The 18,788-nt window shown below is 63.7% G+C and carries 18 protein-coding genes; 5 read left to right on the top strand and 13 right to left on the bottom strand.

The annotated features are described in order from the left end of the window. Positions 1 to 15: 15 nt before the first annotated feature. The 11 genes from LDZ23_RS33070 to LDZ23_RS33020 form a co-directional block, all read right to left on the bottom strand. The gene (locus LDZ23_RS33070) at positions 16 to 1,008 is read right to left on the bottom strand and encodes a UDP-glucuronic acid decarboxylase family protein (RefSeq protein ID WP_033535669.1); all 993 of its coding nucleotides are present in this window, start codon (positions 1,006 to 1,008) and stop codon (positions 16 to 18) included. Between the two features lie 27 nt (positions 1,009 to 1,035). After that, on the bottom strand, positions 1,036 to 1,995 hold the full coding sequence (locus LDZ23_RS33065; protein WP_008345361.1) for a glycosyltransferase family 4 protein: 960 nt from the start codon (positions 1,993 to 1,995) through the stop codon (positions 1,036 to 1,038). Continuing rightward, the gene (locus LDZ23_RS33060) at positions 1,982 to 3,037 is read right to left on the bottom strand and encodes a glycosyltransferase family 9 protein (RefSeq protein WP_008345362.1); all 1,056 of its coding nucleotides are present in this window, start codon (positions 3,035 to 3,037) and stop codon (positions 1,982 to 1,984) included. Before LDZ23_RS33060 ends, LDZ23_RS33065 begins: the two co-directional genes overlap by 14 nt. Beyond that, a complete protein-coding gene (locus LDZ23_RS33055) occupies positions 3,034 to 4,050 on the bottom strand; it encodes a glycosyltransferase family 2 protein (protein ID WP_051078954.1) in 1,017 nt (338 codons plus the stop codon). The genes LDZ23_RS33060 and LDZ23_RS33055 overlap by 4 nt, the downstream gene beginning before the upstream one ends. Before the next feature lie 32 nt (positions 4,051 to 4,082). After that, positions 4,083 to 5,828, bottom strand: coding sequence for a carbamoyltransferase family protein (locus tag LDZ23_RS33050; protein WP_033535668.1), 1,746 nt, complete (start codon positions 5,826 to 5,828; stop codon positions 4,083 to 4,085). 3 nt (positions 5,829 to 5,831) lie between these two features. Beyond that, positions 5,832 to 6,992: a glycosyltransferase family 9 protein gene (locus LDZ23_RS33045; RefSeq protein ID WP_008345365.1), complete on the bottom strand. Its 1,161-nt coding sequence runs from the start codon at positions 6,990 to 6,992 to the stop codon at positions 5,832 to 5,834. Next, positions 6,989 to 7,567 (bottom strand): D-glycero-alpha-D-manno-heptose-1,7-bisphosphate 7-phosphatase, encoded by a 579-nt coding sequence (locus tag LDZ23_RS33040; RefSeq protein WP_008345366.1) that lies wholly within the window; start codon positions 7,565 to 7,567, stop codon positions 6,989 to 6,991. Before LDZ23_RS33040 ends, LDZ23_RS33045 begins: the two co-directional genes overlap by 4 nt. Further along, positions 7,564 to 8,835: a glycosyltransferase family 4 protein gene (locus tag LDZ23_RS33035; RefSeq protein WP_008345367.1), complete on the bottom strand. Its 1,272-nt coding sequence runs from the start codon at positions 8,833 to 8,835 to the stop codon at positions 7,564 to 7,566. The genes LDZ23_RS33040 and LDZ23_RS33035 overlap by 4 nt, the downstream gene beginning before the upstream one ends. 184 nt (positions 8,836 to 9,019) lie before the next feature. Further along, on the bottom strand, positions 9,020 to 9,967 hold the full coding sequence (locus LDZ23_RS33030) for a glycosyltransferase family 2 protein (protein ID WP_008345368.1): 948 nt from the start codon (positions 9,965 to 9,967) through the stop codon (positions 9,020 to 9,022). Then, positions 9,960 to 10,634, bottom strand: a complete 675-nt coding sequence (locus LDZ23_RS33025; RefSeq protein ID WP_008345369.1) for a PIG-L deacetylase family protein — start codon at positions 10,632 to 10,634, stop codon at positions 9,960 to 9,962. Before LDZ23_RS33025 ends, LDZ23_RS33030 begins: the two co-directional genes overlap by 8 nt. 351 nt (positions 10,635 to 10,985) lie before the next feature. After that, a complete protein-coding gene (locus LDZ23_RS33020) occupies positions 10,986 to 11,927 on the bottom strand; it encodes a helix-turn-helix domain-containing protein (RefSeq protein ID WP_008345370.1) in 942 nt (313 codons plus the stop codon). Positions 11,928 to 12,020: 93 nt separating this feature from the next. On the opposite strand from LDZ23_RS33020, the gene LDZ23_RS33015 reads away from it, so the two are divergent. The 5 genes from LDZ23_RS33015 (at position 12,021) to LDZ23_RS32995 (ending at position 17,609) form a co-directional block, all read left to right on the top strand. Beyond that, positions 12,021 to 13,271, top strand: coding sequence for a DUF1479 domain-containing protein (locus tag LDZ23_RS33015; protein WP_008345371.1), 1,251 nt, complete (start codon positions 12,021 to 12,023; stop codon positions 13,269 to 13,271). A 40-nt stretch (positions 13,272 to 13,311) separates the two neighbouring features. Then, positions 13,312 to 14,559, top strand: coding sequence for an ABC transporter substrate-binding protein (locus LDZ23_RS33010; protein WP_008345372.1), 1,248 nt, complete (start codon positions 13,312 to 13,314; stop codon positions 14,557 to 14,559). A gap of 210 nt (positions 14,560 to 14,769) precedes the next feature. Next, on the top strand, positions 14,770 to 15,846 hold the full coding sequence (tauA, locus tag LDZ23_RS33005; RefSeq protein ID WP_008345373.1) for a taurine ABC transporter substrate-binding protein: 1,077 nt from the start codon (positions 14,770 to 14,772) through the stop codon (positions 15,844 to 15,846). Positions 15,847 to 15,895: 49 nt separating this feature from the next. After that, on the top strand, positions 15,896 to 16,711 hold the full coding sequence (locus LDZ23_RS33000; RefSeq protein WP_008345374.1) for a taurine ABC transporter ATP-binding protein: 816 nt from the start codon (positions 15,896 to 15,898) through the stop codon (positions 16,709 to 16,711). A 10-nt stretch (positions 16,712 to 16,721) separates the two neighbouring features. After that, on the top strand, positions 16,722 to 17,609 hold the full coding sequence (locus LDZ23_RS32995) for an ABC transporter permease subunit (RefSeq protein ID WP_200889158.1): 888 nt from the start codon (positions 16,722 to 16,724) through the stop codon (positions 17,607 to 17,609). A 6-nt stretch (positions 17,610 to 17,615) separates the two neighbouring features. Here LDZ23_RS32995 and LDZ23_RS32990 read toward each other — a convergent pair whose 3' ends face one another. Both LDZ23_RS32990 and LDZ23_RS32985 read right to left on the bottom strand, forming a co-directional pair. Continuing rightward, on the bottom strand, positions 17,616 to 18,155 hold the full coding sequence (locus LDZ23_RS32990) for a hypothetical protein (protein WP_008345376.1): 540 nt from the start codon (positions 18,153 to 18,155) through the stop codon (positions 17,616 to 17,618). 33 nt (positions 18,156 to 18,188) lie between these two features. Further along, complete coding sequence (locus LDZ23_RS32985) at positions 18,189 to 18,767, bottom strand: hypothetical protein (protein ID WP_144403557.1); 579 nt, start codon at positions 18,765 to 18,767, stop codon at positions 18,189 to 18,191. Positions 18,768 to 18,788: the final 21 nt, after the last annotated feature.

Here is an 18,788-nt window from a genome sequence, read left to right as displayed (position 1 = left end):
CGTTGAACGGAAGCATCAACCTGACGTGGCGATATTGAGCGCGTGACGCCCCTGCATCGCCTCGATGACGCCACGGAAATGCTGCGCCGTGCGACGCAGGCCTTCGTCGAGCGGCGTCGTCGGTGTCCAGCCGAGGGCATCGCGTGCGAGCGCGATATCCGGCTGACGATGCCACGGATCGTCCATCGGCAAAGGCTTGAACACGATCTCCGATGACGATCCCGTCAATTCGATGATGCGCCGCGCGATCTCGAGCATCGAAAGCTCGTGCGGATTGCCGAGATTGACGGGTCCGGTGAGTTCATCGGGCGTGTCCATCAGGCGGATGAATGCGTCGACCATATCGTCGACATAGCAGAAGGAGCGCGTCTGCGAGCCTTCGCCGTACACGGTGATCGGCTCGCCCGAGAGCGCCTGCATCATGAAGTTGGAGATCACGCGTCCGTCCGACGGATGCATGCGCGGCCCGTACGTGTTGAAGATGCGCGCGATCTTGATCGACAGTCCGTGCTGCCGCCGATAATCCATGAAGAGCGTTTCGGCGCAGCGCTTGCCTTCGTCGTAACACGAGCGCGGACCGATCGGATTCACGTTGCCCCAGTACGCTTCCTGTTGCGGATGCACATGCGCGTCGCCATACACTTCGCTCGTCGATGCCTGGAAGATGCGCGCATGCACGCGCTTCGCAAGCCCGAGCATGTTGATCGCGCCGTGCACGCTGGTCTTCGTCGTCTGCACCGGATCGTGCTGGTAATGAATCGGCGAAGCGGGGCAGGCGAGGTTGTAAATCTCGTCCACTTCGACGTAAAGCGGAAATGTCACATCGTGCCGCATCAGTTCGAAATTCGGGCTGTCGAGCAGATGCGCGATGTTGTCCTTCGTGCCGGTGTAGAAGTTATCGACACACAGCACATCGTGCCCGAGCGCGAGCAGCCGCTCGCACAGATGCGAGCCGAGAAAGCCCGCGCCGCCCGTCACCAGAATTCGCTTTCTATAGGCTTCTCTCATGTCGCCTTCATCCTTTCGATGTGTGTGCTAACTGCATACGAAGCGCAGCGTTTCGTCCCAGTCGCGGGCGAAGCGCGCGATATTGAATCGTTCGAGCGCGGTGCGCCGCGCGCCTTCGCCGAGACGCCGCGCTTCGGCGGGATCGCGCAGCAGGTGCTGCATCGCGTCGATGAGCGCCTGCGTGTCGGTATGCACGTAGCCGCTTTCGCCGTTGCGGATCACGGTGGCGAGTTCGGTCGTCGCGAGACCGATGATCGGCATGCCGATCGTCATCGCTTCGACGATGGCGAGCCCGAGGCTCGTCCAGCGAATCGGATTGAAGAAGAAGCGATAGCGCGCGCTGAACGCCGCAAGCTCCAGATTGCCGATCTCGCCGATGCCGCCCGCCGACTGCGCATCCATGCCGACGAGATCGAGTGGCACGCGCGCGGCCGCTTGTGCATAGACATCGTTGCCGAGCCGCCTGCCGCGCTGGCGCAGATGATTGATCACCGCGATGCCGCGTTCGAGTTCGCCGCTATAGCGCACGCCTTCGGGCACGATCACGCCGTGTTCGATGACGCGCGTCGGCGTTTCGCCGCTGTCCCACATCAGCTTGTTGAAGTGCGTGACGTGCACGAGCAGCGTGTCGCGTTCCTGCACCCAGTGCTTCTGTTCGAAGGGGTTTTCCTGCGGCGGATCGTGCTCGATGTAGACGCGCGGCAGCCGGCGTTGCGCGTCGCTCAGCAGATTGATGCGGTCGTCGTCCCATTGACGCTTGTGCTGAAAGAGCACGACATCGAAGGATTGCGACTGCACTTCGCTCGCCGGAATTTCATGCACGTTCGGGCCGAAGGGCAACGCACCCGCCGTGCCCGCATAGCCCGGCGGATAACCGGGGCGCGTGACGAGATAGAAGTCGTGCGGCGCCTGGCTCAGATAGTAAAGATAATTGCCGTGAATATGCCAGGTAAGCACGCGCAGACGCCGGGAACTAGTCGTGGGCATGAAGAAGCGTCTCCTCTCGGACGGTCGATTCAAGCTGGGCGAATGCCGTGTCGATCACGGATTGCACGCTTATGTTCATCGCGCATTCATGACCGTAAGGGCACTCGCGAAACGCGCACGGACGGCACGAGGGCCAGTCCGCGAGCACGCGATGACGCGCGTGATCGAGCGGCGCCCAGCGACGTGTATCGCTGCCCGACGCGACGACGACACTCGGCGTGCGCATCGCTGCGGCGACATGCGAAAGCCCCGTGTCGTTGCATACGATGAGCCGCGCCTTCGCGACGAGCGCCGCGAGCGAGCCGAGCGACGTGCGGCCGGCGAGATCGATGCCGGCACCTTGCGCAACGCGCGCCGTCAACGGGGCTTCACCCGCGCTGCCTGTGACGGCGACTTGCCAGCCGCGCCGCGACAACGCGCGCGCCACGTCGGCGAAGCGCTCGACGGGCCATCGACGGGAAGGCAGCTGCGCGCCCGGATGCACGAGCACGAGCCGCTCGCTATCGAGCGCGCACGCTTCGATCAGCGCATCGCATTCGCGATTGTCGGCATCGGTCAGCGGAATTTCGAGATCGAGATCGTTTGCGTCGATGCCGAGCCGCTGCATGAGCGCGGTGTATCGCGCGGATTCGGGCAGATCGTCGGGCCATGGCATGAAGACGCCTCTACGCATGGCTTCGTCCGGCTTCAGAAAGCCCGCGTTCAGACGCGCGCCGATGCCTTCGACGATATCGTTCGCCACGCCGCCGCTTCCATGCAGTTGAATCGCGAGATCGAAGCGACGTGCGCGCATCGCTTGATGAAAACGAGGCAGATGTGCATCCGTTTCCTGCTGCTCGGGAAAACCGATAGCGCCGGGAAACACGATGAGTTCATCGACGAGATGCGCGTATCGTTCGACGAAACTTGCCGCCCAAGGCAGACCGATAAGCGCGATATGTGCTTGCGGATAGGCGCGGCGCAATGCACGCAACGCAGGCACGGCGCACAACATGTCGCCGAGCTGCAATGCGCGAAAGATGACGATGCGCTCGACGTTCATAGAAAGAAGACCCTGAACTTGAACGCGCCGCGTATGCGCCAGTAGATCGACAGATACGGAATGATCGCCGACGTCCACAGCATTTCCGCGACGTGCGACGGCGTGCGCGCAGTCGTCTTCAATCGTTGCATACTGAACCATATGGTCATCGCGGCCCAGGCAAGCAATGCGAGCGACCCGGTGCGCGGCGCGTGTGCTGCGAACGATCCGATCGCAACGACGAGCGCCGCGAGCATCGCGTAGTACAAAAGCGGCGGATTGCGGCGGATGCGCGTGCGAAACATCGCGGGATACTTTTTGTAGAGCAGTGCATCGAACTGGCTCTTCTTCTGCTGCGATATGCTCACGCCCCAGCGCGCAGGGCGCACCGGATGCAGCACGGTTGCGTCTTCCGCACGCGCGATGACGAGTCCCGCCTTCATCAGCGCGAATTGCAGATCCGAGTCCTCGCGCCACGCCGCCGTAAAGCGCGCATCGAAGCCGCCCGTACGTTCGAGTGCGGCGCGCGTGACGAAGGTGTTCGCCGTCGCGAATTCGGCGCTGGCGAGTCCGGCGGCGTCGCGTTCGTAATCGGTCGGGCGTGGTCCCAGCGGCACGACGATGCGGCCCGACACGGCATCCGCGCCCGCATCGAGCGCACGCATGCCATTGGCGATCCAGTTCGGATCGGGAATGGTGTCGTCGTCGGTGAAGGCGATGCGCCGCGCGAGGGATGCGCGCCAGCCCGCGTTGCGCGCGCCCGCCGGACCCTGCGTGGCGGTGACGGGAACGTAGCGGATCAACGGGCCGCGCCGCGCACGCGATTGCGACAGGCGCTGCACGCATGCCTTCGTCGCTTCGTCGGGGCCGTCGTCGCATACGATGATCTCGTAGCGCGCCGGATCGTAGGTCTGCGCCGCGAGCGCCAGCACGCAGCGTTCGAGCATCGCGGGGCGGCGATACGTCGGCACGACCACGGTCACGTCCGGGATGAAATCGCCGCGCGGTATCGCGGGTGCATCGGCCGCGCTCATCGCGCCGTGATCAAAGAGTTCGGCGTAGGTGCTCATGCGTGCGCGCCCGGCTTTTCGACAAGGAACGAGCCGATCACGAGCGCATCGAGCGGCGACGTCCAGAACGATTCGAGTGCGTCGCGCGGCGTATTCACCATCGGCTCGCCGCGCGTATTGAACGATGTATTGACGAGAACCGGCACGCCCGTGCGCGCCTTGAACGCCGCGAGCAGATCGTAGTAAAGCGGATGCTGCGCGCGATTGACGGTCTGCACGCGCGCGGTGCCGTCGATATGCGTGACCGCGGGAATGCGCGTCTTCATGTCGTCGCGCACGTCGAACACGAAGAGCATGAACGGCGCGACGCGTGCATCGACGAACCAGTCGGCTGCGTGCTCTTCCATCACGACGGGCGCAACCGGACGAAAGTCCTCGCGATCCTTGATCTCGTTGAGGCGCGCCTGCATGGACGCATCGATGGGCGATGCCAGAATCGAACGCGCGCCGAGCGCACGCGGGCCGAACTCGGTGCGTCCCTGATACCAGCCGATGACGCGGTTTTGCGCGAGAATGTCCGCGGTTTCTTCGGCGATATTCGTGAGCTTGCGATACGGCGCGCGCGTCCACTTGAGGAAGGTTTCGATCTCGTCGTCATCGAACGACGGTCCGAGATATGCGTGATCCATGCGCCATTTTCGACCGCGATCGCCGGTCTTCGCGCGTTGCTGATAGTCGGTCCACAAGGCAGCGCCGAGCGCCGTGCCCGCATCGCCGGCGGCGGGCTGAACCCAGATTTCATCGAACGGTCCGCGATCGCGCAGGCGCGCGTTCATCACGCAGTTGAGCGCGACGCCGCCCGCCATCGCGAGATTCTTCAGACCCGTACGTTCGTGCAGCCACTTCGCGAGTTCGAGCGCGGTCTCTTCCAGAACGACCTGCAATGAATGCGCGATATCGAAATGATGCTGCGTGAGCGGGCCGCCGCGTTCGCGCGCGGGACCGAAGCGCTCGACGAGACGCGGCGCATCGACGGTATAGCTGCCGTCGCGGCGATACTTCACGATCTCGCGAAACTGATCGACATACGCGGGCTTGCCGAACGACGCGAGCGCCATCACCTTGTACTCGTCGGACGAGTGCAGGAAGCCGAGATAGCCCGTCACCGTTTCATAGAGCAGGCCGAGCGAGTGCGGCAGTTCCACTTGCTTGATGCGCGTGTATTCGCCATTCACGAATTGCCCGAGACTCGTCGTGACGCCTTCGCCGCGACCGTCCATCGTAAGTACGGCGGTGTCGTCGAAAGGTGCGGCGAGAAACGCGCTCGCTTCGTGACAGAGATGATGATCGACGTTATGCCACGCGAAGCGCGGGGCGCGTCCGCCGCTTAGGAAACGCCGCTTCAGATGATGCGGCGCGCCGTCGATCAACTGACCCTTCGCATTGACGATATAGCTCAGGAACAGCGGATCCCAGGGCGATTCGGACGGGTTCGTCATCGCTTGCGCCGAGGGCATCATCGGCAGGGATATGTTCGCGTTTGCGTCCTTCGGCATGCCGGAAAACAGATGCGGATCGTACGAATACGCGATGTGATCCACATCCGCGAGTTCGATGCCCGCTTCCTTCAGGCAATAGTCGATTGCATCGAACGGAAGCTGCCATGTGGAAAACGGCACCGGCCGTTTCGCATGCTTGACGTGCGTGAAGCGCTCGTCCTCGGCCGCCGCGATGACGACGCCGTCCTTGACCAGCGCCGCGGCGCTGTCGTGATAAACCGCGTTGATTCCAAGTGTGTACATAGCTTAGCTTGCCTGTGTTATCGGATGGACGGGCGATGCATGTTCTTCTTCGATGAGCTCGAGCGCGGCGGAGACAACCTCGTCTACCTCGACGCCGACAAGGCACGCGTGATGGCCTTCGGGACACACGCTGCGATAGCACCAGCGGCACGAGACATCGTGATACAGCACGCGATGCGACGTTTGCCACGGCATGTGCTGCGGATTCGTGAGTGCGTAGAGATCCACGACGGGCGCGCCCAGCGCGGATGCGAGATGCACCGGTCCGCTGTTGTTCGAGATGAGAACGCGAGCGCGCTGGATGAGCGCGGCGAGTTCCCCGAGTTCGAGCGCGCCGGACAGATCGTGCGCGTAGGGACTCGTGCCGCAGGCGGCGCGGCACAAGTGACTTTCGCTTCGCGAGCCCGTCACGAGAATCGGCCATTCCAATTGAGCGCCGAGACGTTCGATCGTTTCGGCAAAGCGTTCGACGGGATAGCGGCGCGATTCCGCGCTCGCACCCGGATGCACGACGATGAACGGTGCGTCCATATCGACATCGCGGGCGATGAGCTTTTGCGTCAGCGAGTCGATATCGGCGGGGCGCACGGAGAAGCGCATGCGCGTATCGTCGGCTTTCGCACCGACTCTTGCGACGAGAGCGAGTTGCCGCTCCACTTCATGCCGTGTGCCGTGCTGCGGTTCAGTCTCCTGAACCCAGTCGGTGAGCAAACCATACGGATTCTCGCGGCAATGCGCGAGCCGCAGCGGAATGCCGGCGAGATGACACAACATGGCCGCGGGCAGCGGATTCTGGCTGTAGACGCTGAAGATCACCGCTGCATCGAAATGCGCCGATGCAAGGCGCGCACGCATGGCGAGATCGGCGAGGGCGTCGATGGGCGCATCCTGCCTGACCCACGGCGCGTCGTATTCGATCACATCGTCGATTGCATCGATGAAAGGCGCCGTCGCCTTGCCCGCTCGCGATGCGAGCAAGGTCAGATGCCTGCCCGGCTGCGCGGCGCGTAACGCGTGCAGCGCGGGCGTCGTCATCAGCACGTCGCCGAGATTGTCGAGACGGATGCAGAGAATGCGCTTGACATCCGCGCCCCATTCGCGCGCCTGGCTCGCGGCGCTCTTGCGCGCATGCGCTTCGACGACGGGTGCAAGCATGGGCTTCATGCGGGACACTCCGCATTGACGACTGCAATCGCCGCCTCGTACAGGTCCTTCGCGACGATATCCGGCTCGCGTCCAACGCCTTTGAGCCATTCGGTTTCGTTGCCGTTATCGATCAGCGCACTGCGGCAGCCCGCGCGATGACCGGCTTCGACGTCATCGAGAATGTCGCCGATGAACCAGCTCTGCGAAAGATCGATGCCATGCTCGCGCGCCGCACGCAACAGCAGGCCGGGCGCGGGCTTGCGGCATTCACACGCGCGCGTGAATTCAGGCACGACGCCCCGCGGATGATGCGGGCACCAGTAAATGCCGGCGAACGACGCGCCCGCTTCGGCTGCGAGTTCACGCAAACGCGCTTCGACGCGATCGAGTGCCTGCAAGTCGAACTTGCCGAGCGCGACGCCGCTCTGATTGCTGATTACGAAGATCGGCAGTTCGAGCCACGAAAACAGGCGCAACGCGTCGAGCGCGCCCGGCGCGAGGCGCATCTTCAGCGGATCGACGTTCCAGGGCACATCGTCGAGCAAGGTGCCGTCCTTGTCGATGAAGATCGCAGGCCGCAGTGGTTGCGTCATCGTGCGGCTCCGCCCATGGCAACGCGCGCGGCGGCTTGTCCTTCCTCGCCCGCAAGTCGCGCGTAGACCTGTGCGAGCGCCTGCGCGACGCTCGACCATGTGAACATTGCGTTCGCGCGGGCGAGGCCCGCTTCGCCCATTCGCGTGGCGAGCGCGGCATCTCGCTTGAGCGCGACGAGCGCATCCGCGAGCGCGGCCGGATTCTTCGGCGGCACGAGCAAGCCGGTTTCTCCGTGCGCCACCGAGTAGCGAATGCCGCCGACAGCAGCACCGATGACGGGCCGCCCGCAAGCCATCGCCTCCAGCGGCGTGATGCCGAACGGCTCGTACCACGGCGTCGTCACGAAGACATCGGCTGCGTTATAGAAGTGCTTCAGTTCACCTCGTCCATGACGGCCCACGAAGTGAACATGCTCTTCGATGCCGCATTCGCGCGCGACCCCGCGCAGCCTGCCGATCTCCGGCGTCGCGTTCTCGTTCGCTTCGTCGGAATTGCCGCCCGCCACATAAAGCTCGGCACTTTCGCCATGCTCACCGTGTAGCATGCCGAGCGCGCGCACGACATTGTCGACGCCCTTGCGCGGCACCATGCGCCCGAGTTGCAGCACGATGAACCGGTCTTGCGGCCAGCCGAGACGTTCTCTCGCTGCCGCCTTGTCTAGCGGATGGAACTCCGCGCGATCGAAGCCGCACGGCACGAGGTCGATGCGCGCGGGATCGGCGTCGTACAGATGAATCAGATCGTTCTCGTCCTGGGGACATTCGGCGATGACCGAATCGGAGCGCCTGACGAGCTCGTCTTCGATATCGAAGCGCGCATCGGGAAAGCCGTCCGATTCGCCTTGATGCAGGCGTCGCACGCGCCCCAGCGCATGAAACGTCGTGACGAGCGGCACGCCGAGCGCGTCCTTGATGCGCAGACCCACGAGGCCCGACATGAAGAAGTTCGCGTGCACGATGTCATACGGTTGCGCTTCCTTCTTCATGAAGTCGATCATGAAGCCGGCGAACGCATCCATATGCGGCAGAAGCTGTTCCTTCGGTAACTGCACGGGCGGACCGGCCGGTACATTTATCACGCGGATGTTTTCGAAGCGCGAGACGAGCGGCAATAACGAACGGTCGCAACGAGTGAACACATCGACGTCGTGACCGATGCGAACGAGCTGACGCGCGACATTCGCCACATAGATGTTTTGCCCGCCGCTGTCTACGCCACCCGCGATCGCCAAGGGCGATGCGTGCTCACTGATCAATGCGATTTTCACGGAAGTCCCCTTATCTTGCGATCCCAATGTGCGTGTGCGCGGCGCGCCATCGCGTGGATCAGTCACCAGCGTTCAGCATTCCCTGTGCCACTCGTTGTCGAACTGGCGAGAACTGCGAAACGATTTGCGGTTCGATGCGGGACGAACCAAATTTCGTTTGGTTCGTCGCGCGACGCACGCGTTTTTACGTGGGGCGTGTAGAACCGAAAGACGCCGACGATTTCGTCTGCCTGGCGCGGCGCAAATCGTCTTCGCGCACGACGCGGCGCATGTCCTGGACGCGCGAGGGGATCACGCGGCGCCTGGTCATCGCCCATGCGATGCCGCTTGCGAGGATCGGTAAATCGCGCATCAACGTGCGCTCGCGCCATGCCACGAGGAAGGCTTTTCCGGTGGCGTGAAGGGCTTGGTCGAATGGCAGGCGCATCCATGCGACCCACGCGGCGTTGCGCGCGAGGAGCCTGCGCCGTTGTGCGCTGTCGCGCAGCGGTGAGGGATGGTGATGAAGGACGAGGTCATCCATATAGACCATCTCGTAGCCGGCGGACAGGACATCCAGCGAGACGAGCGTTTCTTCTCCGCCGATGAAAAGCCTGGGCTCGTAGCCGCCGACTTGCCGGAAGACGTCGGTGCGGAACACGCACGCGCCCGCCATGAAGCCGACGAGCGCGGGACCGGGCAAGCCACGATGCGGCAGCGGGCTTTCGCGCATTCGTTGGCAGGTCTCGTCCGCCGCGCCGTCGGCACCGACGACGACGCGCGCGTTGAGCACCGCGACGCGCGGCGCCGCATCGAGGATCGCGACGGCGCGCGACAGCGATCCGGCGCTCCACCAGGTGTCGTCATCGCAGAATGCGACGTACTCCGTCGCGACGCGAGCGACGCCGAGATTGCGTCCGGCCGCGCCGAGATTGTCCGGCGCCACGACGAGTTCGACCGATGGAAACTGCGCCGCAATGCGCTCGGCCGTGCCGTCGGTGGACGCATTATCGACCGCTACGATGCGGATGCGGTCCGGCAGCGCGGCAAGTCTTGCGAGCGTGTCGAGCACCTGATCGGCTCTGTTGTACGTCAGCACGACGACGGTGAGCCGCGCGCGATCGGGCTCGGAAAGTGTTGCCGGTTCAGCCATGGTCGACGGCTCGCAGAGTCCAGAAGCGTTCGGGCGCGAGCACGTCGTCATAGCCGTGGGGCCCGAAGGCTTTGAGCTGACTCGCATAACATTGCACCGCGCGTTGCTTCGCTTCGATGCAGCGCGAGAGCGTGGCGGCATCGATCGGATCGAGCAGCGGCGTCGCTTCGATGCCGCTTCCGATGAGCTCGACGAGCCGTTGCTGCACGAGGCCATCCATGCGCCGATATAGACAGTCTTCGTACGCAATGCATGCCGTCGCGTCCGAAAGGCACGCCTCGCGCGCGGCCGTATGAACCAGCGCGTGGTCGGAATGAAAGAGGCCGAGCGGGATGAGGAGCGTGGCGCAATCCTTCTCGCGCATCACGTCGCGAATGGCCGAGGCGATCTTGGCGGTGGTCGCGCTCGTGCCGCCTTGCGTGTATTGGGAGTCGAGAAAGCCGAGATGCACGGCACGAGCGCCCAGGACGTGCAGCGCGGCTTTGTCTTCGACACGGCGCTCGCGCATCGCCTGATGTGCGTCCGCGAAGCCGCACTGCGCGTCCCAGTCGGTGGCGAGCGCCGTGTCCGGCGCACCCGCGAATATCGTGCAGACGGATGCGCCCGGCGACGCGGCGAGCAGGGCGCCGCAACTGAAGACGGCATCGTCGAGATGCGGGGAAATCACCAGGGTTCTTTGAGCGGAGAGAGGCATGGCCGGTTGCTTTCGATGAATCGATCCGAAGCCACTGCGCAATGAGCGTGCCTCGACGCGCCGGTCTGCAGGTAATCGTCTGATCGTGCGCGGTCGGCGCGTGTCGATTGATTAGGAACCCAAGCTAATCGCAACGCGGAGACGACTTCAGCCCGTTCGCATGAAGGCACCGCCGGGGTCCGCTCCGACCCAGGCGCATCGGCCGCGACCGACGCTTAACAAAAGCGTGAGCACGCCGGCGCACAAGAAGGCGAGCCGGACGATCGTGGGCTATCTGAGATTGTCGCGCGATGCAGGGCATACGCTCAGCGCATCGCGATAACTTCAACGCCGCCGCTTCTGCTGAAGCGAAGGCGGCCGTTCGGTCAGGCTGTTCGCCGTGTCCTTGACGAGCGCGCCTGCATCGATGAACTGACGCCGGTACTCCGCCGGCGTCGTTTGCTTCGCGGCCTTGAATTGCCGATTGAAGTTGGCGACGTTCGCAAATCCCGAGCGCGCGGCGATGACCGATATCGGCAGGGACGTGTCGCCCAGCATCCGGCACGCATGGCCGATTCGAACCCGAGCGATGTATCGCCCGACGCTCTCGCCGATGTGCTGCACGAAATAGCGCGTCAAGGTGCGCTCCGAAAGGCTCGCCGCTTCGCATAGCTCCGATAGCCGGAGCGGTTCGGCAAAGCGCGCATCGATCATCGAAAGAACGCGATTGATGCGCTCGGGCTCGTGACCGGACGGCCCCGCGTTCGTCTGATTGAAAGCGCTCGGCGACGCGAGCGGATGGCCCGGCGCATCGGCGAGCGTGCACAGGACATCGAGCGCGGCGCTCAGGCGTTCGCGCGGCGCGGTCGAGAGCAACTGTTCGAGACGGCTGCGCATCCGTTCGCCGGCGGGAGGCTCGAACGCCAGCCCGCACGCCGCACGGCGCAGGAGCTTGCGAAGCGGCTCGTATTCGCGGCAGCAGTCCGCCATGCGCCGCGCCCAGTCGCCGTCGAACCAGATGACGATCGCGACTTGCGGCAACGACGAGTCGATCGACCGGTTCGACGACCACGTATGCGGCAAATCAGGCGGCACGAGGACGAGATCCTCGGCCTGATAGTCGTTCACCGAATCGCCGATATAGCGCTTGCCGTGACTGTTCATCGTCAGCGTCAGCTCGTATTCCGGATGGTGATGCCATTCGAATGGAATACGCGCGAGCCGCCGATGGTAAACCCGCACCGAACAGTCCGCGCCGAATTCGACATGCTCGTAGGCTGGTTTCATGGCCGAAAACGCAAATGAATTGCCTGAATCGTATCACCGCCGCAGACGGACGCATCATATGCTGTGTCCACGGAAATTCATGTGGAGACGATCATGGCGCTGAAAATCGATGACTTGCCGGGCGCGATCCGGCAAGCAAAAAAGGAACTGCGCGCCGCGCTGCCGAACTACCGCGAAGTGTTCGCGCAAGTCGAGCAGACGATCGGCGAGGAAGCGAAGCGGATCGCCGCGCGGCGCGATCGCGGCGAAGACGTCATTCCGGAAATTCAGTTCGCCGACATCACCGAAGGGCGCGTGAGCGGCGAGCAGATCGCGCTCGTCAAGTCGAGCGGCGCGTGCGTGATCCGCAATGTCTTTCCACGCGCACAGGTACAGCAATGGGATGAAGACATCGCGCATTACGTCGAACGAAATCGCCTCGACAAGCGCCTCGAAAACCGCGCCGAAGACAAGTACTTCGGTCAGCTCGCGTCGAGCAAGCCGCAAATCTACGGCGTGTACTGGTCGAAGCCTCAAGTGCTGGCGCGCCAGTCGGAGTCGCTGACCGCGGCGCGCGTGTTTCTCAACAAGCTCTGGCGCAACGAGAGCGAAGGACGCGTTCACTTCGACCCGGAACATGTGCCGGTTTATGCCGACCGTCTGCGCCGGCGGCCGCCCGGTTCCGCGTCGCTCGGCTTGTCGGCGCATTGCGATGGCGGCTCGGTCGAGCGCTGGATCGAAGGCAATTTCCGCAAGGTGTATCGCCACGTCTTCGCGGGCAACTGGCGCGATTACGATGCGTTCGACGCCGCTTTCCGTCCCGATGTCGAAGAGATCGCATCGCCGGCCGTGTGCTCGATGTTCCGCACGTTCCAGGGCTGGACCGCATTGACGCCGCAAGGTCCGGGCGACGGCACGCTGCAGCTCGTGCCCATCGCCAACGCGATGGTGTACATCCTGCTGCGCGCGCTCCAGGACGACGTCGCCGACGACGACCTGTGCGGCGCGATGCCCGGACGCGCGCTGTCGATCAGGCCGGAGTATCACGCGCCGCTGTTCGAGGCGCTGTCGTCGATCCCGAAGATGGATGCGGGCGACACCGTGTTCTGGCATAGCGACGTCATTCACGCGGTCGAAGACGAACACAAGGGCGCCGGCTACAGCAACGTCATGTACATCGCTTCCGCGCCCGGATGCGCCAAAAACGACGCGTATCTGAAGCGTCAATTGCCGAGCTTCCTGAAGGGCGAAAGCCCGCCCGATTTTCCAGGCGATCATTTCGAAGTCGATTTCGAAGGCCGCGCGACGCCCGACGACCTGACGCCGCTCGGCAAGTCGCAACTCGGATTCGAACAGCGCGCGTGAACGCGTCGCTTCATAAATAAATAAAACCCGGAGACAAGCAATGAAACGATCAACGATGTCGGTTGCGGCAGCCGTCGCGATGTTCATCGCCGGCACGCACGCGGTATCGGCCGCCGAACAGATCTCGGTCCTGCACTGGTGGACTTCCGGTGGCGAATCGAAAGCGATCCGCGTGCTCAAGGACGACATGAGCAAGCAAGGATACGAATGGAAGGACTTCGCCGTCGCGGGCGGATCGGGCACGGCGGCCATGACCGCGCTGAAGACACAGGTGATCTCGGGCAACGCGCCCTCCGCCGCGCAGATCAAAGGACCGCTGATTCAGGACTGGGCCGATCAGGGCGTGGTCGTCACGATCGATCAGGCCTCGGCCGACTGGAAAGCGCACACGCCCGCGCAGATCGACAACGCGATGAAGTCGGGCGGACATTACGTCGCCGCGCCGTTCTCGGTGCATCGGATCAACTGGCTGTGGATCAACAAGGGGGATCTCGACAAGGTCGGTGGCAAGCCGCCCACGACGTGGCCGGAGTTCTTCGCGCTTGCCGACAAATTTCGCGCGGCGGGCATCACGCCTGTCGCGCATGGCGGTCAGCCGTGGCAGGACATGACCATCTGGGAGACGGTCGTGCTGTCGCAAGGCACGGACTTTTATCGCAAGGCGCTCATCGATCTCGATCAGAAGACGCTCACGTCGCCGCAAATGATTCAGGTCTTCGAGACGGTGCAGAAGATACGCACTTACTTCGACAAGGCCTATCACGGCCGCGACTGGAATCTCGCCACCGCGATGGTGATCTCGGGCTCGGGCGGCATGCAGTTCATGGGCGACTGGGCCAAGGGCGAATTCGCGAACGCGAGCAAGAAGGCGGACGTCGACTTCGTCTGCGCGCCCGCTCCGGGCACGTCGAACGCCTACACGTACACGGCGGATGCCTTCGTGTTCTTCCAGCAGAACGGGAAGAAGGATGCGACGCCGGGACAGATCGCGATGGCGAAGACGATCATGTCGCCCGAATTCCAGGAACAGTTCAGCCTCAACAAGGGTTCGATTCCCGTTCGCCTCGATGTGCCGATGGACAAGTTCGACAGCTGCGCGAAGAAGTCTCGCGCGGACGAGCAGGCGACGATCAAGTCGGGCGGCTTCCTGCCTTCGCTGGCTTTCGGCGAACTTCAATCGCCGGTGACGGCGGGCGCGATCACCGACGTCGTGACGAATTTCATGAACTCGAACGAGGATGCGAAGGAAGGCGTGCGCAAGCTCGCCGCCGCCGCGAAGATCAAATAAAAGGCGCATCCGTAGCGCCGACGCCTTCATAAGAAGCCTTCCCGCCGCCCGACGGAATGTGGACTCAACGATTGTTCCCGTCTGGCACTAACTTCCTGGATTTTTCGCTGTGGATACTCGGTCATCGGTTCGCCGCTTGCGCGACGGACCGCACCGAAACGGGGAATGCCGCGCCGGCGAGCCCGATTTTCCACTTCTCCAGGAACCGTCATGAACACGATCCGCGTCTGTGGCTTGAAACGCCTGCCGGGCAAGTTGCTTAGAAAGTTCTCGCCGGCGCGCGCGCTGGCGACACTCGCCGTCGCCGTGTGCGCGTGGGGCGGCGCGCAGGCCGCGAACGCCGAAGACAAGGAAGTGACGATCGCGTATCAGCAGATCGTCGATCCCTGGGTCGTCGGCATCGCCGATGGCTCCATCGCCAAGGCGACCGGCTACAAGATCAACTGGCGGCAGTTCGAATCCGGCGCGAAGGTGGCGACCGCGATGGCCTCGGGCGACATCAAGATCGGCGTGATCGGCTCCAGCCCGCTCGCCGCCGCCGTCAGCCAGGGCGTGGACGCGCAGCTCTTCTGGATTCTCGACAACATCAACGAAGCCGAGGCGATGGTCGTGCGCAACGGCTCGGGCATCGCCAAGCCGGCGGATCTGAAGGGCAAGACCATCGGCGTCCCGTTCGTCTCGACGACGCACTATCACACGATGTTCGCGCTGCAGCACTGGGGCATCGATCCGTCGTCGGTGAAGATTCTCAACATGCAGCCGAATCAGATCGCGGCGGCGTGGGAGCGCGGCGATATCGACGCTGCCTACGTGTGGGATCCGGCGCTCTCGCAACTCAAGAAGAGCGGCAAGGTGCTGATTACGTCGGGCGATCTGTCCAAGCTCGGCAAGCCGACGTTCGACGGCATCGCGGTCGATCGTGCGTGGGGCGAAGCGCACAAGGACTTCATGGCGAAGTTCGTCAAGGCCATCTCCGATCTCGATGCGCAATACCGCAACGATCCGGCCAAATGGACCGCGCAGTCGCAGCAGGCCGCGGCCATCGCGAAGACGATCGGCGGCGCGCCGGCCGACGTGCCGGGCTCGCTTTCGCTGTATGGCTATCCGTCGGCGCAGGAGCAGGCGACGAAGCAGTGGCTCGGCGGCGGCGCATCGAGCCGCGCGGCCTTCGCGCTCAAGGACACGGCGGACTTCCTGAAGCAGCAGAAGCGCGTCGACGCCGTGCTGCCGGACTATTCGAAGTTCGTGACGGCGGAATACGTCGAAGCCGCGGAAAAACTGAAATAAGCCCGGCCGCGCGCCGCTTGCCCTTGGCACATCCGAGTCCGGAGGACATATGGGTTGCATGCAGGTGAAGAACGTGAGCGTGGTGTTTCCGGGCCGACGCCCGGGCGAGCGCGTGCAAGCGCTCGACGGCATCGATCTCACTATCGGCGATGGCGAATTCGTCGTCGCGCTGGGTGCGTCGGGTTGCGGCAAGACGACGCTTTTATCGCTGATGGCGGGTTTCATCGCGCCGTCATCGGGTGAGATGCTGCTCAACGGCAGGCCGGTAGAAGGGCCGGGCGCCGATCGCGGCGTCGTGTTCCAGAAGCACGCGCTCTTGCCGTGGCTCAACGTGCTCGACAACGCGACCTTCGGCCTGAAGCTGCAAGGCGTGCCGAAGGCGCAGCGCGAGGACATCGCGAAGCGCAATCTCGCGCTCGTCGGCCTTCAGGATTTTCATCGGCACATGATTTATCAGCTGTCGGGCGGCATGCAGCAGCGCGTCGGCATTGCGCGCGCGCTGACCTGCGATCCGGCGATGCTGCTGATGGACGAGCCGATGGCCGCGCTCGATGCCCTCACGCGCGAGACCATCCAGGAGCTGCTGCTCGATGTCTGGCAGCGCACGCAGAAGATGTTGTTCTTCATCACGCATAGCGTCGAGGAGGCGCTTTTTCTGGCGAGCAGGCTGATCGTGATGTCGCCGCGTCCGGGCCGCATCACGCATAGCTACGATCTCGATTTCAACCGCCGCTTCCTCGCCACACGCGATGCGCGCGCGATCAAGTCCAGCCCCGATTTCATCGAGATGCGCGAGCGGGTGCTCGGCATCATCTACGGCGACGAGCGCGCCGCTCATCATGCGGAGGAGATTCATCATGGTTAAGCGCGCATCGATGACGGTGCCGGGTCCCGCGATCGACAGCGGCATCGGCGCATCGCGGCGTCCGCCGGGCCGGCCCGCGCGGCAATCGAAGAAGAAGCCGGTGAAGCCGGGCGACACGTTCGGCGTGCCAGGCTACGGCAGCAGCTTCGCGATGAGCATCGCGACCGTCGCCGTGCTCGTGGCCGGCTGGTTTCTGATCACCGGCATGCACTGGGTCAAGCCGCTCTTTCTGCCGTCGCCGCAAGCGGTCTATGCGAAGTTCATCGCGGTGGCGAGCGATGGCTTCGCGAACTCGACGCTCGCGGAACACGTCGTCGCGAGCTTGCTGCGCGTGTTCGGCGCATTCGCGCTCGCGTGTGCGACGGCGATTCCGGTCGGCGTGATGATGGGCGTCTCGCGGCACGCGCGCGGCGTGTTCGATCCGCCGATCGAGTTTTACCGGCCGCTGCCGCCGCTCGCGTATTTGCCGCTCATCATCATCTGGTTCGGCATCGGCGAGTTCTCCAAGATCTTCCTGATCTATCTCGCGATCTTCGCGCCGCTCGCGATCGCCGCGCGCGCGGGCGTGCGCTCGGTGTCGATCGAGCAGATCCACGCCGCGTATTCGATGGGCGCGTCGCGCACGCAGGTCGTCACGCATGTGATCCTCAAGTCCGCGCTGCCGGAGATTTTCACGGGCATGCGTATCGGCATCGGCGTCGGCTGGACGACGCTCGTCGCGGCGGAGATGGTCGCTTCGACGCGCGGTCTCGGCTTCATGGTGCTCAACGCGGCCGAGTTTCTTGCGAGCGATGTCGTCATCATGGGCATCATCGTGATCGGCTTCTTCGCGCTTTGCTTCGATCTGCTGATGCGGTATCTGGAAAAAGCGATGGTGCCGTGGAAAGGCCGCGTGTGATGCCTTTCAATAGCCGATCCTGAGCGGCTCGGGATGCGTGCGGCTGATCGCGAGCGTCGCGCCGACCTTGAAGCCCGAAAGCGTGATGGATGCCGTGAACGGACGGCATCCGTTCGCCGCGTTCGGATCGAGCGCCGAATTCGCCTGGAACGACTGCGTGACGCCTTCGGCCGCGAAGTACACGGTGACGTCGTTGCCGCGTCTGACGGCGAGCGCGGCGCGCGGTCCGTTGAGCGAGTCGAGGATCGGATCGCCGCTGCAATCGGGCGATGCGAAATCGACGACCTTCGTCGCGAGCCAGTTGAAGTCGGTCGCGGAAAAGTGAAAGGTCGCGTCCTGTACGCGTGCAATGGGAATCACGGCGGTTGCGTCTCCGGCCGTCAGCGCGACGCCGTTTTGCGCGGCGAAGATCGTGAGATCGCCGATGACGTGACCGTTCGCATCGAACACCCTGACAGGGCGATGCCTTGCCTGATGCGCGAAGTCATCGGCGGGCGATGTTGTTGCGTATAGCGCGATCAGCGCTCCGATCAGCCAGTGCCTCATGTCGGTCTCCGTGCGGTCCGTGCGCGTCTTCCGTCAATAAGCCACGCGCAACGGCTCGGGATAATGCTGCGTCAGCGGATACGTGCGCTCGATGGCCCAGTAGTTGGCGCCTTGGTCAGACAGACTCGTCAGGCAGGTCGTCGCCCCGGTAGACGGATCTGTCTGCCTGAACGACCACACTTGCACGTTGCCGGACATTTGCTTGCCCGCGATATAGACGGTCACGTCGGCGCCTTCTCTGAGCGGCATCGCCGGAGCGGGGCTGCCGGCATCCGCGACGGCGACGCTTCCGGTGCAATCGCGCGATGGGTACGGCACGAACGTATAGCCGACCCATTCGTATTGCGAGGCCGAATACTGCAACGGACCGACGCGCTTGTGATTCACCGCCACGAAGACGGGCTCGCCGTCTATCGCGAGATACACGCCGTTGACGCCCGAATAAACCTCCAGCGGGCCGACGCGCTTTCCCTGTGCGTCGTACACCATCGGCTGGCGCAATGTGTTCTCGCCGGAATGCGCGCGATCGTCGCGTTTATCGCGTTTATCGCGTTCATCGGCGGCGCTCACGCTCGCGCACAGGACGAGCAGCAAAACAAGCATTCGACACATGAAGCGTCTCCGTCGATCGTG

It is taken from the genome of Caballeronia zhejiangensis (genome assembly GCF_022879815.1).
GTDB classification, from domain to species: domain Bacteria; phylum Pseudomonadota; class Gammaproteobacteria; order Burkholderiales; family Burkholderiaceae; genus Caballeronia; species Caballeronia zhejiangensis.
Note: the sequence above shows the minus strand (reverse complement) of the source record. Positions and strands in the feature narration are given on the sequence as shown.